Source organism: Pseudomonas viridiflava, from assembly GCF_900602065.1.
Taxonomy (GTDB): Bacteria; Pseudomonadota; Gammaproteobacteria; order Pseudomonadales; family Pseudomonadaceae; genus Aquipseudomonas.
The window spans coordinates 477,615-493,598 of record NZ_UWFN01000285.1; the positions used below are offsets into that span (position 1 = coordinate 477,615).

At 57.5% G+C, this 15,984-nt stretch carries 17 protein-coding genes; 6 read left to right on the forward strand and 11 right to left on the reverse strand.

The genetic code is table 11. From position 1 onward, the window contains the following. Positions 1-51: 51 nt before the first annotated feature. Positions 52-762: a hypothetical protein gene (locus EE949_RS20505; protein ID WP_240350677.1), complete on the reverse strand. Its 711-nt coding sequence runs from the start codon at positions 760-762 to the stop codon at positions 52-54. A 638-nt stretch (positions 763-1,400) separates the two neighbouring features. Continuing rightward, positions 1,401-2,711: an MFS transporter gene (locus EE949_RS20510; protein ID WP_122665951.1), complete on the reverse strand. Its 1,311-nt coding sequence runs from the start codon at positions 2,709-2,711 to the stop codon at positions 1,401-1,403. Positions 2,712-3,061: 350 nt separating this feature from the next. Between EE949_RS20510 and EE949_RS20515 the strand changes: the two genes are divergently transcribed. Continuing rightward, positions 3,062-3,370, forward strand: coding sequence for a PepSY domain-containing protein (locus EE949_RS20515; protein ID WP_122665952.1), 309 nt, complete (start codon positions 3,062-3,064; stop codon positions 3,368-3,370). Positions 3,371-3,492: 122 nt separating this feature from the next. Here the strand turns inward: EE949_RS20515 and EE949_RS20520 are convergent, their stop codons facing one another. Together EE949_RS20520 and EE949_RS20525 are read right to left on the reverse strand one after the other, a co-directional pair. Continuing rightward, positions 3,493-4,644, reverse strand: a complete 1,152-nt coding sequence (locus EE949_RS20520; RefSeq protein WP_122665953.1) for a PQQ-dependent sugar dehydrogenase — start codon at positions 4,642-4,644, stop codon at positions 3,493-3,495. A 53-nt stretch (positions 4,645-4,697) separates the two neighbouring features. Beyond that, the gene (locus EE949_RS20525) at positions 4,698-5,024 is read right to left on the reverse strand and encodes a hypothetical protein (protein WP_122665954.1); all 327 of its coding nucleotides are present in this window, start codon (positions 5,022-5,024) and stop codon (positions 4,698-4,700) included. A 422-nt stretch (positions 5,025-5,446) separates the two neighbouring features. On the opposite strand from EE949_RS20525, the gene EE949_RS20530 reads away from it, so the two are divergent. The 3 genes from EE949_RS20530 (at position 5,447) to EE949_RS20540 (ending at position 8,164) form a co-directional block, all read left to right on the forward strand. Next, entirely contained in the window at positions 5,447-6,550 is a 1,104-nt protein-coding gene (locus EE949_RS20530) for a DNA alkylation repair protein (RefSeq protein WP_122665955.1), read from the forward strand. Positions 6,551-6,669: 119 nt separating this feature from the next. Next, on the forward strand, positions 6,670-7,506 hold the full coding sequence (locus EE949_RS20535; protein ID WP_122665956.1) for an AraC family transcriptional regulator: 837 nt from the start codon (positions 6,670-6,672) through the stop codon (positions 7,504-7,506). A 52-nt stretch (positions 7,507-7,558) separates the two neighbouring features. Continuing rightward, positions 7,559-8,164, forward strand: a complete 606-nt coding sequence (locus tag EE949_RS20540; RefSeq protein ID WP_122665957.1) for a LysE family translocator — start codon at positions 7,559-7,561, stop codon at positions 8,162-8,164. Between the two features lie 69 nt (positions 8,165-8,233). On the opposite strand, the gene EE949_RS20545 is transcribed toward EE949_RS20540, so the two are convergent. Next, on the reverse strand, positions 8,234-9,409 hold the full coding sequence (locus tag EE949_RS20545; RefSeq protein WP_122665958.1) for a PAS domain-containing sensor histidine kinase: 1,176 nt from the start codon (positions 9,407-9,409) through the stop codon (positions 8,234-8,236). Further along, positions 9,399-10,220 carry an alpha/beta fold hydrolase gene (locus EE949_RS20550; protein WP_122665959.1) on the reverse strand — a complete coding sequence of 274 codons (822 nt, stop codon included), beginning with the start codon at positions 10,218-10,220 and terminating at the stop codon, positions 9,399-9,401. The genes EE949_RS20545 and EE949_RS20550 overlap by 11 nt, the downstream gene beginning before the upstream one ends. 181 nt (positions 10,221-10,401) lie before the next feature. Here EE949_RS20550 and EE949_RS20555 point away from each other — a divergent pair, with 181 nt between their 5' ends. Next, the gene (locus EE949_RS20555) at positions 10,402-11,394 is read left to right on the forward strand and encodes a diaminopimelate epimerase (protein ID WP_122666136.1); all 993 of its coding nucleotides are present in this window, start codon (positions 10,402-10,404) and stop codon (positions 11,392-11,394) included. Positions 11,395-11,570: 176 nt separating this feature from the next. Here the strand turns inward: EE949_RS20555 and EE949_RS20560 are convergent, their stop codons facing one another. The 5 genes from EE949_RS20560 to EE949_RS20580 form a co-directional block, all read right to left on the reverse strand. After that, complete coding sequence (locus EE949_RS20560; protein WP_122665960.1) at positions 11,571-12,008, reverse strand: nucleoside deaminase; 438 nt, start codon at positions 12,006-12,008, stop codon at positions 11,571-11,573. 42 nt (positions 12,009-12,050) lie between these two features. After that, a complete protein-coding gene (locus tag EE949_RS20565; protein ID WP_122665961.1) occupies positions 12,051-12,542 on the reverse strand; it encodes a hypothetical protein in 492 nt (163 codons plus the stop codon). After that, a complete protein-coding gene (locus EE949_RS20570) occupies positions 12,539-13,045 on the reverse strand; it encodes a GNAT family N-acetyltransferase (protein ID WP_240350678.1) in 507 nt (168 codons plus the stop codon). The genes EE949_RS20565 and EE949_RS20570 overlap by 4 nt, the downstream gene beginning before the upstream one ends. A gap of 87 nt (positions 13,046-13,132) precedes the next feature. Continuing rightward, a complete protein-coding gene (locus EE949_RS20575; RefSeq protein WP_122665963.1) occupies positions 13,133-14,146 on the reverse strand; it encodes an ABC transporter substrate-binding protein in 1,014 nt (337 codons plus the stop codon). 162 nt (positions 14,147-14,308) lie between these two features. Next, on the reverse strand, positions 14,309-15,103 hold the full coding sequence (locus tag EE949_RS20580) for a phosphate/phosphite/phosphonate ABC transporter substrate-binding protein (RefSeq protein ID WP_122665964.1): 795 nt from the start codon (positions 15,101-15,103) through the stop codon (positions 14,309-14,311). 436 nt (positions 15,104-15,539) lie between these two features. Here EE949_RS20580 and EE949_RS20585 point away from each other — a divergent pair, with 436 nt between their 5' ends. Further along, entirely contained in the window at positions 15,540-15,950 is a 411-nt protein-coding gene (locus tag EE949_RS20585; protein ID WP_122665965.1) for a GNAT family N-acetyltransferase, read from the forward strand. The last annotated feature ends 34 nt before the right edge of the window (positions 15,951-15,984 follow it).

Genomic DNA, 15,984 nt, shown 5'->3' on the forward strand with positions numbered 1-15,984 from the left:
AACGCGTTCGCAACCAATCTTTTGATTATTAAGCGCAGTGTCCTGATGCGTTCAATCGATATCGATTGTGCTGGTACACAGGTGGGTCAATATCCACTCCGGCGTGTGCTCTTCAAGCAGCTCACTCACGCTTTTTTTCAGTTCAAGCCTGCCATAGACCGCTTCTTCACGGTCCAGATGCTTTTGCTGAGCTCGGCGGTAATGGGCGGGATAGATATTCTGTTCTATGGGTAACAGCGCATCGTAATGCTCCAGTAACCCGGTGAAGACCAGACGCCGCTCGACGGTGTGCCGGGTGGTGGCGATGAGTTTGATGAAGTACTGGCTGTCACGCTGGCGCAACGCCTCGTAAGCAGCAAAACGCTCAGCCAGCGTGTAACCAGCCAGTTCATCGAACACCATGCAGCACAGCAGCGAACGCGACAGATCGTGAAAAGGGTTAGCACTCAGCGTCCGGCGCTGGTGAAAACCGAGGGCAAAATCGACAGCTTTTTCGACCTGGCGCTGACGCTCGGCATCGTCAAACTCCGGCATGTTAGCGAGCCCTGGCGCTTGGCGCCCCTGAGCCGCAACTTGCCGGGAGAATATCGATAACTTGCCTTGTGGTCCAAGCAGCGCTGCTTGCTGGTCACAAAGCCGGGCTCTGGTGGTAGCTGCCTGTCGGGTCACCAGTTGCTGGAAAACCGAACCCACCTCGGCCAGCGGTAGATGCATTGATTGCTCCCACGCGCGATCATCCCCCTGAGTAAGCAAAATGCTCATGACATAACTCCCTTTTATTGACGTGTTTATGGTGTGCAGTTTTTTATTGTTGGTTCGCAGATCACTGAGACAGGTGGGCATCAACCTGTTCCACGGATAAAAAGGGCGTAGTCACACACTCTTCCCTGATCGAATCCGCAGGAGAATTCTTCGATTACCTTCCTTGTGTTGACGGTGCGTATAGCCGATACATCGCTGAGCAGAATATTCCTACATGACACATGGTGGATTTCTGATAAAACTCAAAAACAGCCCAGGAAATGTAAGAGCGATGACTTGTATAGACAGAAACGATAAACATTCGGAATAACAATTACAATCAATCGTTACAAATATATTGATCGACTTAAAACCCACACAGCAAATTCCATTACAAACACGCACAACAAGAATAATCCCACAAGTTAAATAGATGTGGACGACAGACTTTATGATTATTTAAATATCTTCACCGTACATTGAGCACCGAAAGCTTTTTTATAAAGCTCAACAGACTGTACAGTTCGCTCGGGGACTTACACTTCGGCACTTAAGGAGCCGACCAGAGCGCTAGTTATGACAGGAGCGGTTCATGCCCCGCTCTCGTTCGGCTCGGGATAAAGACAGGCCTTATCCCGACCAAACAAAAGCGAAGGCTGTCAGTTGCTGACGAACACCGCATCAACCTTCATGCCGCGACGCAAACCATAGACCGCGGCGGTTGCCAGCCCTACCGCGCCCATGATCGCGACGTAGCCAACGCACACCCAAGGGCTCCAGGGCATCAGTGCGATCAGCATCAACGGCGTGGTGCTGGCCCAGAGCGCGTAAGCGATGTTGTAGGTAAACGAGATACCCGAAACACGTATATCGGCAGGGAACAAGCCAACCATCACTGAAGGCACTACGCCGACAATGCCGCAGGCCAGACCTGCCAGCGCATAGGCGATGCCCGGCGCCAGCCATTCGCCGATCAGGCTGGCGTAGAGCAAGCCGATCCCCAATGGCAGCAGCAGGCTATAGATGATCACGCCACGCCACGCGCCGATACGATCGACCAGCATGCCCGCCAGTACACAACCAATGTTCAGGAACACGATACCCAGGCTGCTGAGGGCAAACGTATCGCTGGCGCTCATGCCGAAGCGTTTTTGCATGACCGTCGGCGTGATCACCACCAGCACCACCACGGCGGAGGTCAGCACGCAGGTCAGTAATGCGGCGGGCAGCAATGATTGGCGATGTTCGCGCAGCACTGCTTTCAGGGGAAACTCCGTTGCGGCTTCGCGCTGGGCGTGCATGGCCATGAACACTGGCGTCTCGCTCAACCAGCGACGTAGCCATACGCCGAGGACACCAAAAGCGCCGCCCAGCAGGAACGGGATACGCCAGGCGTAATCAAGAATTTCAGCCGGGGTGAAGACCTTGGCCAGCCAGGTGGCGATCAGTGCGCCCAGCAGATAACCGAACGTCAAACCGGCCTGAAGGATGCCCAGTGCGTAACCGCGATGGCCTTTGGGCGCGTGCTCGGCAACGAATACCCAGGCGCTGGGCACTTCGCCGCCCACTGCTGCACCTTGCAGGATACGCAACGCCAGCAAAACCAATGGCGCCCAATAGCCGATCTGCGCGTACGTTGGCATCACCCCGATCAGCAGACACGGCAGCGCCATCATCAGAATGCTCAGGCTGAATACCTGCTTGCGCCCCAACCGGTCAGCGAAGTGGGCCATCAGAATGCCGCCCAGCGGACGGGCCAGATAACCGGTCACAAAAATCCCGAAGCTTTGTAGCAGACGCAGCCATTCGGGCATTTCTGGCGGGAAGAACAGTTGGCTGAGCGTTAGCGCAAAGAAGACGAAAATGATGAAGTCATAGATTTCCAGCGCCCCGCCCAACGCCGCGAGGCCCAGGGTTTTGTAGTCAGCCCGGGACAGCGGCTGAGGACGTGGTCGAGCAATGGCCGTCATAAGGACCCCGGACACGGAAGAGTGAGAGCGCGACACTGCGTCGCAGGGCGCGAAGAATAGCAAAAAGGAGGCTAATGGCTAGGGGTTTGGATGAGTGATGAGGTGGTACTGCCTGAAAACTGCGGTGCGCCAATCGCGTGCAAGCTCGGCTCCCACAGGTTTTGCGCGATGGCGCGATGTCGTGGGACCGGCAAACTTGCAGGAAGACAGGGGTTAACAACCGGCAATAACGGCCACGGTTATTATTAAGGGTGAATTAAGTATCAGTGGCTAATCTAGCTTCAACAGGCAACGGAACGATTCAGTTGCCCCTGGATCAATATCATCAGATCAACCATAAGGAAGTACCCATGAAAACCTTGAATGCCTTGTTTGCTGCTGTTGCCCTTACTGCCGCTGCTGGCGCTGCCCAGGCAGACGTACGTCCGGATCAAATCCCTGGCCTGCTCAAGTCTGGCGCGATCATGGACTTTGAAAAATTGAACAAGCTGGCGCAGGACAAGCACCCAGGCTTCACTATCCATGACACCGAACTGGATCAGGACGCACAAGGCAACTATATCTATCAGGTTGAACTGCGCGATGCCCAAGGCGTTGAGTGGGACGTTGATGTCAACGCCAAAACCGGCGCCATTGTAAAAGACAAACAGGATAAGTAATCCTTACTCATCCTGCTTGATATAAACCTGCAGCACTGAACGTGCTAAACAACGGTGGCTCAGACAATGAAAAAGTTACTGTCTGAATCACCGTTTCGCCAACACGTTACGGTCCGCAGGTTTTACTGCTTCAACCCGACTTTCAATAGTTGACCATTGTCTTCATCGGTCAGCACATAGATATAACCATCCGGCCCCTGACGCACATCCCGAATGCGTTTCTTGAGTTCACCCAGCAAGCGTTCTTCGTGGACGATCTTGCCATCCTCAAACTCCAGACGAATCAGATCTTCCGATGCAAGCGCACCGATAAACAGGTTGTGGTCCCAGGCCTTGAAGCGTGACGCGTCGTAAAAAGCCATGCCGCTGATGCCCGGTGATTTTTCCCAGACGTGGAACGGTTTGATGGTGCCTTCAACAAATTTGCCTTTGGCTTCGGGAATCGGCTCGCCGGAATAATTGATGCCGTGGGTCGCCAGTGGCCAGCCATAGTTCTGGGCGCGCTCGACGATATTCACCTCATCGCCACCTTTCGGGCCATGCTCGTTGGTCCATAAAGTACCCGTCCATGGATTGAGCGCGGCACCTTGCTGATTGCGATGGCCATACGACCAGATTTCCGGACGCACGTTTTTCTGGCCAACGAACGGGTTGTCAGGCGGCACCTTACCGTCGGCGAACAGGCGTACGATCTTGCCCTGCAATTTATCCAGATCCTGGGCGGTCGGCCGGTCATTGTTCTCGCCAAGGGCAATGAACAGGTACCCCTCACGGTCGAAGACGATCCGCGAGCCAAAGTGGTTGCCCACCGACAGCTTTGGTTGCTGACGGAAAATCACATTGAAATCTTCCAGCTTGCTCAGGTCTGCCGAGAGGCGCCCGCGGCCTGCTGCGGTGCCAGCCTTGCCGTCGTCACCCACCTCGGAAAAGGTCAGGTACACCATGCGGTCTTTGGCGAAATCCGGAGACAGGGCAACGTCCAGCAAACCACCCTGCCCGTTTGCCCAGACCTTGGGCACGCCGGACAGCGGTTGGGACAAGGTACCGTCAGGCGACACGACGCGCAGGTTGCCCGGCTTTTCAGTCACCAGCATGCCCTTGTTATCCGGCAGGAATGCCACGGCCCACGGATGGGCGAGCCCCTTGGCCACTTCTTCAACGCTGATGGTGCCCTGCTCGGTTTTAAAGTCCTGTACGGGACCGGCAACTGCGCTCAGTGACACACTCAAAAAGGCGCTTGCACACAACGTTGCGATCAAGGTTTTGCAATGCATGAACGATTCCTTATGTCATGAAAAAGCCCCCCGGCTTGAGGGGGCTGCGGGTCTTAATCAGTACTTTTACGGTTTTGCCCGGTATTGCTGTCACCCGGGCGAGGGGCTTGTTGTCGGGTCGGATAGCCATTGCCAATGCCGCCATTTTCCAGCGTAGGCGGTCGCGGGTTGGGGGCCGTACTCGGGCCGCGCACAGGTGGCGTGGCAGGGACAGTGCCCTGGCGACTGTTAGGGTTGGCACGGTGAATAGGGCTGTTATTCGGGTTGCCGCTATTGAGCGTGCTGCTGGGCAAGGTCTGAGCCTGGGCAACACTGGTCAGGCCGGCTGTCAGCAGGCTTCCCAGGGTCAGGAGTGCAACACGTCGCGCAAAACTGTTCATCACTTACCTTCTGTTGAAAACGGTAACGATCCGGGTCTTTGATGGCGATTGCACCGCTAGGTTCGCCTCCAACAGGGTGGATGAGCAACCGGCGCGGGTTTGAGTTTGTAACAAGGATGTGCAGTGGTGCCGGCAAAGCCCGCCCGGTAGCGCTCATCAAACGCAAATAGCCATATGAATTCAGATGCTTTTTCTGTAGGGCCCGATGTTTGCTATCCGATAGCGCTGCGTCTGGATGACGGGGCACTCCTACAGAAAATGCATTGCAATCCAGTAATTTGCATGTGGTTTGATCGGGGCAAACTCGTTCGCGAGAAAGACCAGTGCATCTGATACACCTCACTGGACTGTAACGCTGCCACAATGCTCTGCGGCAACGCCTACAGGTTCTCAGCATTAATAATCAGGAGATACCCCCCCTCATGACCGACACTTCCGAGGCCGCACCGGCGCTGAAGGAAATTTTCAATCGGGCGCGACTGCAGCACATCGCCGAGCAAACCCGGGCGATCTACCCCGCTTTCGACACCGAGGCGTTTCTGGCCCATGTCGCTCATGACCTGGACAGCCAGTCGCTCATGCAACGCCTCAATCGTGTCAGTCGTGGTCTGCATGCGGGTTTGCCTGCCGATTACAGTGAGGCGCTGGACATTCTGCAAGCGCTCGCGCCACGCCTGAACAGCAGCTTTGTCAGCCTTATCCTCCCGGAATATGTCGCGTTGTACGGTCAGCACGATTTTGACCGATCGATGCAGGCGTTGAAATTCTTCACCACGTTTGGCTCTTCTGAATTTGCCGTGCGGCACTTCCTGCGGCTGGACTTCCAGCGTGCACTGCAGATCATGCAAGGCTGGGCGCTGGACGAAAATGAACATGTGCGCAGGCTCGCCAGCGAAGGTAGCCGACCCCGTCTGCCGTGGTCGTTTCGACTGGAGACGTTGATGGTCGATCCAACACCTGTGTTGCCGATTCTCGACGCCCTCAAAGCCGACACCAGCCTCTACGTGCGCAAGTCAGTGGCCAATCACCTGAACGACATCACCAAGGACAACCCTGACTGGGTGCTCGCACAGATCGAAAGCTGGTCGCTGGATAATCCGCATACAGCCTGGATTGCCCGCCATGCACTGCGCTCGCTGATCAAGAAAGGTGATCGCCGCGCGTTGACGATCATGGGTGCCGGGCATAAGCCACAGGTATGCGTTGAACAGGTCAGCGTCACCCCGGGCGAAATTCGTCTCGGGGACAACCTGAGCCTGTCGTTTCTACTGACGTCGACAGCGGCGAAAAGCCAGCGACTGATCATTGATTACGCGATTCATTACGTGAAGAAATCCGGTGGCACCTCGGCCAAGGTCTTCAAACTGAAAACACTGGAACTGGAGCCCGGCAAGTCAGTGGTTGTCACGCGCAAGCTTCAGGTCCGTAATTTCACCACCCGCGTGCATTATCCGGGCGTGCATGAACTGGACGTTTTGATCAACGGTGAGTGTCTGGGCAGCAGTCGCTTTGAACTGCTGCCTTGATGGCTGCACAAATCTTCCAGACACGCGGAATGACAAACGACGACAATCAAACAAACGGAGTGACCGTTCAGCCTTATCCTTCACCTGCAACACATTCGCTGTTCTGACAGGACTTCACCATGGCCAATAGCAACTGGATCGACTTGAAGCAGGACCACGAGTCCGGCATCGAGACGATTCGTGCGCATTTTGAGGGTCATGCCTATGACCCCCATTGGCATGACAGCTACCTGGTGGGCATTACCGAGCAGGGTGTGCAGCAGTTTCATTGTCGGCGTCAGAAGCGCATCAGTACGCCGGGGCGAATATTTTTGCTTGAGCCCGGTGAGATCCATGACGGTGACGCGCCTGCACCTGAGGGTTTCACCTACCTGACGCTGTATGTGGACCCCAAATGGCTGGACCGGGAATTGCGAGCACTGTTCGAACATACCCCGGCCGACTGCCAGATCAGCTTTGCCGATACCCAGGCTGATGATGTGCGTCTGGCCACGGCCACCGCCAACGCGTTCAACATGCTGCACGGTGGCGAACTGCGCATCGTGCGCCAGACAGCCCTTGATGATTTGCTGTCGAACCTGACCCGCCACCTGCGCTGGCGCACTCAGGTATCCCCTGACCCGCGCTTACCCCTGGTGGCGCAAACCGCCCGTGAGTTTCTGCACAGTCACAGCCATCAGGACATCGGCCTGGATGACCTGGCACGAGTCACCGGGGTTGACCGGTTTCGTCTGACTCGGGCATTCAAGGCGGCATTCGGCATCGCGCCGCATGCCTATCTGATCCAGCTGCGTCTGGCCAAGGCCCGACGGCTGCTGGCCAGCGGCCTGTCCCCTGCCGAGGTTGCAGCCGCGCTTGGCTTTGCCGATCAAAGCCATCTGGGCCGCTGGTTTCAGCGGGCGTACAGGATGACACCCGCCCACTACCGCAAGCGCTGCTCAAACCTTCCAGACTGAAGCGCTGTCGATGGCGATGATTGACTGACGATCAATCACCGACGAGCGTTTCATGGAACAGTTCTTACCTTTCATGCTGTTTGCTTTCGTGTCATCCATCACACCTGGCCCGACCAATATTCTGGTAATGACCAACAGCTCGCGACACGGCTGGACAGTGGTCGCGCCCATCGTGCTAGGCGCCTGTGGCGGTGCCGCTGCGCTGGTCTTGCTGGTGGGCACAGGGATTGGTGATGTGCTGGCTCGTCATCAGGGTATTCAGACCGCCATGTCGTGGGTCGGTATTGCGTGGCTGAGCTGGATGGCCTGGCAGATTTTCAGCGCACCGCCCGCCGCCATTACCCCCACCGGCATCGACAACAAAGGCCCGCGCCTGGGCCTGTTCGGCGCCGCCAGCCTGCAACTGGTAAACCCGAAGACGTGGATGATGGCGCTGGCGGTGATCAGCGTATTTGCCGGTGCTGACGCGGACAGGGGCATGCGCGTGGTGTACCTGTCGCTGATATTCTTCGTGATCGCCATCCCGTGCATGACAGCCTGGGCCTGGCTGGGCGTCAGCGCCGCCCGCTTCTGCCAGTCACCGCAAAGCATGCAACGCTTCAACCGCAGCATGGCGCTGTTGCTGCTGGCCTCGACATGGATGACGGTGTGGGTTTGAACCGATAGGGGCAACTTGTTGGCGAAAGGGGCTGGCACGGTCCTTCAAGCTCAGCGCCAACAGGGTCCATCACCCCACCGGTCGCGCCAGGTTGATGGTGAAGGTGGTGCCGTCTTCGGCACTGGACGTTACGCTGACATCTCCCCAATGCGCGCGGGCGATCTCGCGGACGATGAACAGGCCAAGGCCGATGCTGCGGCTTGGGTCGTCATCGGCCACGCCATGCGGCATCGGCTCAAACAGGCCGTCCAGGCGTTCAGGCGCTATCGGCGGGCCGAAGTTGTGTACCGCAATCCTGATCCACTGCGCGTCGAATGCCGAGGTGATGGTGATGGCCTCAGTCGCCGAGCCATAGGCCACAGCATTGCTGACCAGATTGTCGATCAGTTCGAACAGCCGGTCGGCGTCAGCAGTACACAGGCCTTCGCCGATACATTCATGCACCAACACCCGACGCGGAAAGATCAACCTTTGCTCAGCGACGCTGGCGGCGATTACCTCATGCAATTGCAACGGCTGGGGCAGCACGGAAATGCCGCTACCAACCCGCGCCTGCGTGAAGTCCAGCAGGTCAACAATCAAGCGCTGCGCACGCCCCACCGACTGATTGACCAAACCCAGGCTGCGCTGCTGTTTTTCACTGAGCGCTTCCAGCCCGATCAACCCGGCCGCCATCTTGATGGCCGCGAGCGGATTGCGCAGGTCATGGCTGACAATAGCCACCATTTGCTCGGCGAACGTGGCACGAATATCCGCTTCGGTCTGCGCCAGGCGCAGCCGGTTTTGCACCGAAGACAATTCCTTTTGCGAGGCCAGTTGCTGCAATAGCAGGTCTTCAGCGGCCTGACGGGTATCCATCAGTTCACGCTGGTATTTGTTGCGCTCTTCGCCACTCATCAAGGCCAGGCTGTGCACGACACCCTGAGCGGTTTCACGGCGCACTGCACTCAGCATCATGGTCAGGGCATGCCCGTCATGATGCTTCAGGTCGACTTTGATCTCCGCCACCGAACCCCGTGCGGTCAACAACGGCCCCCAGTGGGTCTGGTAGAAAATCCGGTCACCTGCGCCCAGTAAATCCTGAAAGCGTGACGCCGCCAGGCTCGCCTGTTCCAAACCCACCCACTGGCAGAAGGTCTGGTTGGCTCGCAGAATGGTGCCGTCTTCCCGAGTCACCAGCAAACCACACGCGGCGGTTTCGAATAGCAGGTCGCTATCGGTATGCAATTCCACATCAACGGGCAAGAGGCACTACTCCAGAAGCGCGAATGAACTCATCGATGGCTGCGATACAGGCGTCGGGCGCACTCATGTGTGGGCAATGACCAATGTTGTCGATGATCCGCAGGGTGCAGTCTGGCATTACCCTCTGCAGATAACTCCCGACTTCGAGCGGCGCGATAAAGTCATTGTTGCACTGCAGGACCAGGGTTTTGGTCGGCAACCGCGCAACGTCCTTGCGATTATCCGCCATGAAGGTGACACGGGCGAACTGCTGGGAAATGACCGGATCAGTGCGACAGAAGCTCTGGGTCAACTCCTCACCCAGTTCAGGACGACCGGGTGCGCCCATGATGGCCGGCGCCATGGTACTGGCCCAACCGAAGTAATTGGCCGCCAGCGTGCTGAGCAAAGAAACGATGTCTTGTCGGGTAAAGCCGCCCACATAGTCGCCATCGTTGATGTAGCAAGGCGACGGCCCCACCATTACGTGAGCCGCGAAATGGCCGGGCTCACACAAATCAGCGAGAGCACCGATCATCGAGCTGACCGAGTGGCCAACATGAATCACCGGGCCAGGCCCGGCGAATTCCTTGACGACCTCCAGCAGATCACTGGCATAACCATCCAGGGAATCGTACTTGCGTTTGTAATAAGCCGTCAGATCAGATTTACCGTTACCCACCAGGTCGTACAACACAACCTTGAATCGATCTGCGAACAGCGGCGCCATGAATCGCCACATGCTCTGATCGCATCCGAAGCCATGGGAAAATACGAGGGTTGCAGGCCCCTCGCCCATGACATTGACGTTATTGCGCAACTGCACCGACATCCGTATCCCTCCAGGATTAATCTGAAACGGTGATCAGATTGCCACCAGTGTATTAATCGAGATTAGCATCGTTCTGTTCAGGAAGAACTCCTACAAACGTATCCGCCCTCTGAAAAAGCTTGCCTGAGTGCCCAGGGCTGCTTCCCAATAGACGACTTTGAATCAATCTGTGAACGGCATCATGAGTCAGCTTTACGACGCTCGCGGCAATATCTACGCCATCTGTACACCTCAAGGCTTACGAGAATTGGGGATCGATATTGCAGATAACGCTGCAGACGCAGCGGCGAACCGAAGCGCGTGGACCGCCGCCGCAGTGCGCGCCTTGTGCAGTTGGCCGGATGAGGCTCGACCGCAAGGCGCCAAGGCGCACCGCTCGGATGGTTTGCTGGTCGGACCGTTTCAGCAGGTCGCGCCTTTCGACCTGTTGATTATCAACACCGACGGCACCCTCGCCGAGCGTAGCGGCAACGGCCTGACGATTTTTGCCCAGTTCCTGACGGACTCCGCTTGCGTCCATAACAATGGCTTCGAGTTGCGGGTTCATCATGATAAATCCGACGCGGTTACCCCCGTGCCGACTCACGTTGAGCCGACCACGATCAATGGTGAGCAAGGCTTCTGGCTCGCACTTGGCAACCCGGCATTTGGTCCGGACGCTGTGGGTGCACTTGGCGCCAGCCTGGAGCCTGCACAGCTCAACAGCCGCGCGGTTGTCCGGGTTAAACCGTTGACGCAGATTGAGCAAAAGTGGGACCACAGCGTTTTTGTTCGAGTGGGCAATCCGCATTGCGTCACGCTGGTTAACCAAGAGGCAGATTTACCCTCGTTCGAGTCACTGCATGAGCAGGCATTGAATGCACCGTTGACGCGTATCGCTTTTGCCGAGGGGGACTTGGGCGCGGGGCAACCCTGCCCGGCTGGCGTCAACCTGCAATGGGCATGGGCAGCGTCAGCGAATCAGCTGGTCGCCAGGGTGTTCGAGCGCGGCGAAGGCCCCACCGCATCTTCCGGCACCAGCGCCAGCGCTGTGGCTTGCGCTGCCTGGTACGCGGGTTGGGTGAGCGCAGGTCTGGTTCAGGTCAACATGCCCGGCGGAACAGCGCCGGTGCGTCTGGAAGAGCAGAACGGAGAGCTGCAGGTTTCGCTGTTTGGAGTGGCGAAGGCGTTTTAAGCACTTTTGAAGGACCGGCTTTAGCCGGGAAGGCAGCGTTGGCATCGGTTTCTGTAGGAGCTGCCGCAGGCTGCGATGGCGGTGTGTCAGATAAATACCTTCGCAGCCTGCGGCAGCTCTACAGAAGATGCATCTCAGTTCAGTCGTTTGCATGTTCCAGCAGGATCGGTAAGGCCTTACTCCCCAATGTCCTCATTCCACAGCTCGGGCTTGCTGGCGATAAAGCCTTTCATCATGTCTACGCACGTGTGGTTGTCGATCACTTGCACATTCACGCCACGCGAGCGCAGCAGTTCTTCTTCGCCCATGAACGTCTGGTTCTCGCCGACGATGACCTTGCGGATGCCGTACAGCAGAATGGCGCCGCTGCACATCGCGCAAGGTGAAAGCGTGGTGTAGAGCACCGCATCGCGATAGACACGGGCAGGCTGGCGACCGGCATTTTCCAGCGCGTCCATTTCCCCGTGTTTGATGGCGCTGCCTTCCTGAACCCGACGGTTGTGCCCGCGCCCGATGATCTGGCCGTCATGGACGATAACGGAGCCGATAGGTATGCCGCCTTCGGCAAGCCCGAGCTGCGCTTCGTCGATTGCAGCCTGCATGAATGGGTCCATGGTTCTACCTCGTTGCCTGCGTGTATAGGGAAGTAAGGAACATCAATGTGGCAACCTGGCCAGCGCATTGTTCAGCGCTTGCGAAACAAACTCCTTGAGCAAGTCAGCAGAGCGCGTCTTCATGTCCATACCGACGTCATTCTGTTTGGCTTTGAACTTGTTGGCCAGCATTGGCTGGTTATCACCACGGTTGAGCGCGCGCAGCTCTTCAGCTGTGAAGGACTGGGCATAGGAGGCCGCCATGTTGCGGTCCCATTGCGCCTGAAATTGTGGTTGCAGGCGTTGCAGTTCATCTTTGACCAGTACCTGCGCTTCGGTCTTGCCGACCGCCTCGACAATGCTGCCGAATGTGGCGGTACGCGAAGCGACCTGATAACCCAGCCAGCCAAGACTCTCCCCCAAATGGCGATCCTCGACGAATGCCAGGGCACTGTCATCGACTTCAGACGCCTGGGCACTGCGTTCGACGCACGTAAAAGAACCAAGCAGCAAGACGATAAACAGGCTGCCAGCAACCGACTTGTGCAGTGTCATGAAGCCTCCCGAGCCAGCCACTCATCACGGTTCAAGCGATAAATCCTGACGCCCAACCGGTGGTACTGGCTGTGTACGAATGCGTTGAAGCCCACCTTCTGAATCACCCGCACTGACGCCACGTTTGCGGGCTGAACAATGGCAATGATCGAGCGCAGCCCCAACGTCTCAAAACCATACGCCAGCGTTGCACGGACGATCTCGGTGGCCAGGCCTCTGCCCCAGAACCGAGTGGCAAAGCGATAACCGATCTCCACTTCTTCGATGCCATCGACGTTCTCCCGATTCAGCGCACAGAAGCCCATCAACACGTCGCTGTTTCTTTCGACCACTGCCCAAGGCCCGAAACCGTGAAGTGCATACGACTCGACCGACCACTGGACGAATTCGGCAGTCGCGCTTTCAGTGAGCACTCCACGCACCGAATAGCGCATCACCTCGGCATCGCTGAGTATCTGCGCCAGGCACGGCACGTCAGCGCCTGTGAACGGGCGCAGTGTCATGCGCGCCGTCCGTAAGATCACATCAGTATTCATGACTCAACCATTTGCAGACAGGCGACACCCCGTGGCGCATCGCCAAAAGCTCCCTCACAGACTGCTGCTGACTTTGCTGGCAACCTCGGCTGGCAACCACTGCTTCCAGACCTCGGGGTGGTCTTTGAGAAACGCCTGAGCGGTGGCCTTCGGCTGCTCGCGTTTTTCACTCATCTGACCCAGCGTCTGGTTGAGCAGGTCGATGGGCAAGTCAACTTTCTCGAAGAACTCCACCAGGTCTGGGTACTGTTTGTGGAAGGCATCCGAGACGCCGATGCTCAAGCGCGGCTCCAGAGAACGCGTGCCCCGCGGATTAGGGTTATTGGCATCCGCCAGGGTTTTCCAGGCCTCTGCGTCAAACGGCGGCTCTTCCAGCTTGATCAGCTTGAAGCGGCCCAGCAGCGGTGTCGGCGACCAGTAATAGAACAACACCGGCTTGCCCCGATGAATCGACGAACTGATCTCGGCGTCCAGCGCTGCACCCGAGCCCGTGCGGAAGTTCACGTAGCTGTCGGTCAGGCCATAAGCCTTGAGCTTCTGGGTATTGACGATTTCCGACGTCCAGCCGGTCGGGCTGTTGAGGAAGCGCCCTTGTTGCGGCGATTCCGGGTCTTTGAACACGTCTTTGTAACGCGGCAGATCCGACACGGACTTAAGGTCGGGAGCCAGCGGCTTGATGCCTTTCGCGGGATCACCCTTGATCACGAACTCCGGGACCCACCACCCTTCGGTGGCACCTTTTACGATGTTGCCCAGGCCGTGCACCTTGCCCTCAGCTTCGGCCTTGACCCAGGCAGGGCTGCGCCCGGCCCACTCCTCGCCAATAACCTGAATATCATTTTTGGCCAGCGCCGCTTCCAGACTCACCGTACTGCCCGGCAGTGTATCGGTGGGGTAGCCGTAGCCCTTTTCGACGATGGTGCGCAGGATTTCAGTGATCAGGCTGCCGCTTTCCCACGTGATGTCGCCAAAGTGGATCGGTGCGGTCTTGTCCGCCGCCACCGCAGGCTGCCCCAGCAGGCCAAGGGCCAGAAGTGAACAGCCGAGCAGGGTTCTGATTGATGTCATGGTCACCTCTGGATGGCCGAACCGGCCTGACGAGAAAGTTGTGATGTTGTTATAGATCAGCGGGGTTTGAAAGGTATCGACATCCGTAAGCGGTGATAAGTTGTATTCATGTATAGGCGGTGTGCCTGATAAACCGCGTGCCCCCCCTGTCGCCAACAAACTTTAAAAAAACAATGAAGGCAGCCCTTGCTCGCTCGCTTGACGTTCATAGTCCAGCAACACTTGATATTCATCGGTCTGGGCGGGCATGACACGCTTGATAGCCAGTGCCTGCGCGACATCAGGCAAGTCCAGCAGCGCCTGGTTCATCGCCAGGCGGATAGCCTCGGCCTGCACAGCGTCAACGCGGAGGGCGGTGATAAAGGGCAGACATGGGCCACTCGCGGTGCGTCCCAGAATACGCAGCCCGCTGACTTCTTCGCTGGCATCCCGGGCCAGGTAGTCATAGGTCACGCTGTCGATGGCCGCCAGGTCACCTCGCCCTTCTTTAAGCTCGCGCAGACTGAGCCGATGACCACCGGTGAGGGATGCACGTGAGAAAAACCGACCATCACGCTGCAGCGGCGCCACGACATGCCGGAACAGGTTCATGCCGGAATTGGAGTCTTCGCTGTTAACCAACGCGTGGCTGCCGTAAAACTCGGTGAGTGCGCGGCGGGGATCATCGGCGCGCACCACCAACAGGCTGCAATGCATGCCATCGGCGCTGTGGGGCAGTTCGTAAACCGGACGCCCGAGCAGACGAACCTTGCCGCTCAGCAACGTCATCAGCGGGTAACCGCAGGTTTGCGCAAGCAGTAACTGATCAGATAACCAGAGTTGTGGCAGGTCGAGTCCGGCGCTTTGCAGCCGCTGCGCGCCAAGCACTTCAAAGATTCGTGCCAGCCAGGCCTCGCTGGCTTCAGCAACGCGCGCTGGAGCGTTGTACATCGGGAGTTCGGCGATACCCTGAATCATGGCAAATCCGGTCAAAGCGATTGACCCAACCATAGATGAAAAATGCAGCGGATGCGCGGTCCATCGTTTACAACCACGGCCCCTGTAGGAGCTCACCGAGGTTACGAGGCCAGCGATGGCGGAGTATCAGACATACCGTGATCGCTGGCCTCGTAACCTCGGTGAGTATCTACAGGATGGGCGTCGAACGAGTTGTCGTGCGCGTGCTGACTTGGAGATCAATGCCCAAAAAGGCCGGTATCGGACTTCTTGGTTTTCTTGTCGGCGCGTTTTTCATCGGCGGTTTTGGCTGGCTTTTTCTTTGCCGCTTTCTTTGAATCCATACCTTTGCTCATGATGCGTGCTCCAGGGTCAAGGATCTGGCCTCTGTTATACACCTATTCGACGCTATGATACGTCGCCATTCCTGACGCCCCGCGAAGTGCGCCCTGCCCCCATGTCCGACATCGAATTCTGTCCGCTACCGCCGATCTGCCAGCCACTGCTGGACAAGTTCTACCGCGCACATCGTTCGCCCATGCGCGCCTCTGGCACGGCACAGATGTGGGTGGCCAGACAGCAGGAAATCATCGGCGCGCTGAACCTCACGCCGGTTGCTGACGGATATTGGTTGACGGGGCTGTTCGTGGCGCCGCAGTGGCGAAGCCAGGCAATTGCCGGAAGATTGATTGCACAGGCGCTGGAGAGTTTAACCGGGCCGGTCTGGCTGTTTTGCCAGCCTGAACTCGTGGCGTTTTATGAACGATCAGGCTTTACGCCAGCCAGCGAATTGCCACCGGTGCTGGCGGACAAGCTGACGAGGTATCAGCGCACCAAAGAGCTGGGGGCGATGCAGTGGGAACGGTAGACATTGGCCTGTAGGAGCTGCCGAAGGCTGCGAT

Coding starts and splice junctions, on each gene's coding strand:
- EE949_RS20570 (WP_240350678.1), bottom strand. CDS start 13,045: ATGACACTGCGCCCGTTCACAGGCGCTGACGTGCCGTGCCTGGCGCAG.
- EE949_RS20560 (WP_122665960.1), bottom strand. CDS start 12,008: ATGGACCCATTCATGCAGGCTGCAATCGACGAAGCGCAGCTCGGGCTT.
- EE949_RS20575 (WP_122665963.1), bottom strand. CDS start 14,146: ATGACATCAATCAGAACCCTGCTCGGCTGTTCACTTCTGGCCCTTGGC.
- EE949_RS20530 (WP_122665955.1), top strand. CDS start 5,447: ATGACCGACACTTCCGAGGCCGCACCGGCGCTGAAGGAAATTTTCAAT.
- EE949_RS20520 (WP_122665953.1), bottom strand. CDS start 4,644: ATGCATTGCAAAACCTTGATCGCAACGTTGTGTGCAAGCGCCTTTTTG.
- EE949_RS20510 (WP_122665951.1), bottom strand. CDS start 2,711: ATGACGGCCATTGCTCGACCACGTCCTCAGCCGCTGTCCCGGGCTGAC.
- EE949_RS20515 (WP_122665952.1), top strand. CDS start 3,062: ATGAAAACCTTGAATGCCTTGTTTGCTGCTGTTGCCCTTACTGCCGCT.
- EE949_RS20535 (WP_122665956.1), top strand. CDS start 6,670: ATGGCCAATAGCAACTGGATCGACTTGAAGCAGGACCACGAGTCCGGC.
- EE949_RS20505 (WP_240350677.1), bottom strand. CDS start 762: ATGAGCATTTTGCTTACTCAGGGGGATGATCGCGCGTGGGAGCAATCA.
- EE949_RS20525 (WP_122665954.1), bottom strand. CDS start 5,024: ATGAACAGTTTTGCGCGACGTGTTGCACTCCTGACCCTGGGAAGCCTG.
- EE949_RS20580 (WP_122665964.1), bottom strand. CDS start 15,103: ATGATTCAGGGTATCGCCGAACTCCCGATGTACAACGCTCCAGCGCGC.
- EE949_RS20565 (WP_122665961.1), bottom strand. CDS start 12,542: ATGACACTGCACAAGTCGGTTGCTGGCAGCCTGTTTATCGTCTTGCTG.
- EE949_RS20540 (WP_122665957.1), top strand. CDS start 7,559: ATGGAACAGTTCTTACCTTTCATGCTGTTTGCTTTCGTGTCATCCATC.
- EE949_RS20550 (WP_122665959.1), bottom strand. CDS start 10,220: ATGTCGGTGCAGTTGCGCAATAACGTCAATGTCATGGGCGAGGGGCCT.
- EE949_RS20585 (WP_122665965.1), top strand. CDS start 15,540: ATGTCCGACATCGAATTCTGTCCGCTACCGCCGATCTGCCAGCCACTG.
- EE949_RS20555 (WP_122666136.1), top strand. CDS start 10,402: ATGAGTCAGCTTTACGACGCTCGCGGCAATATCTACGCCATCTGTACA.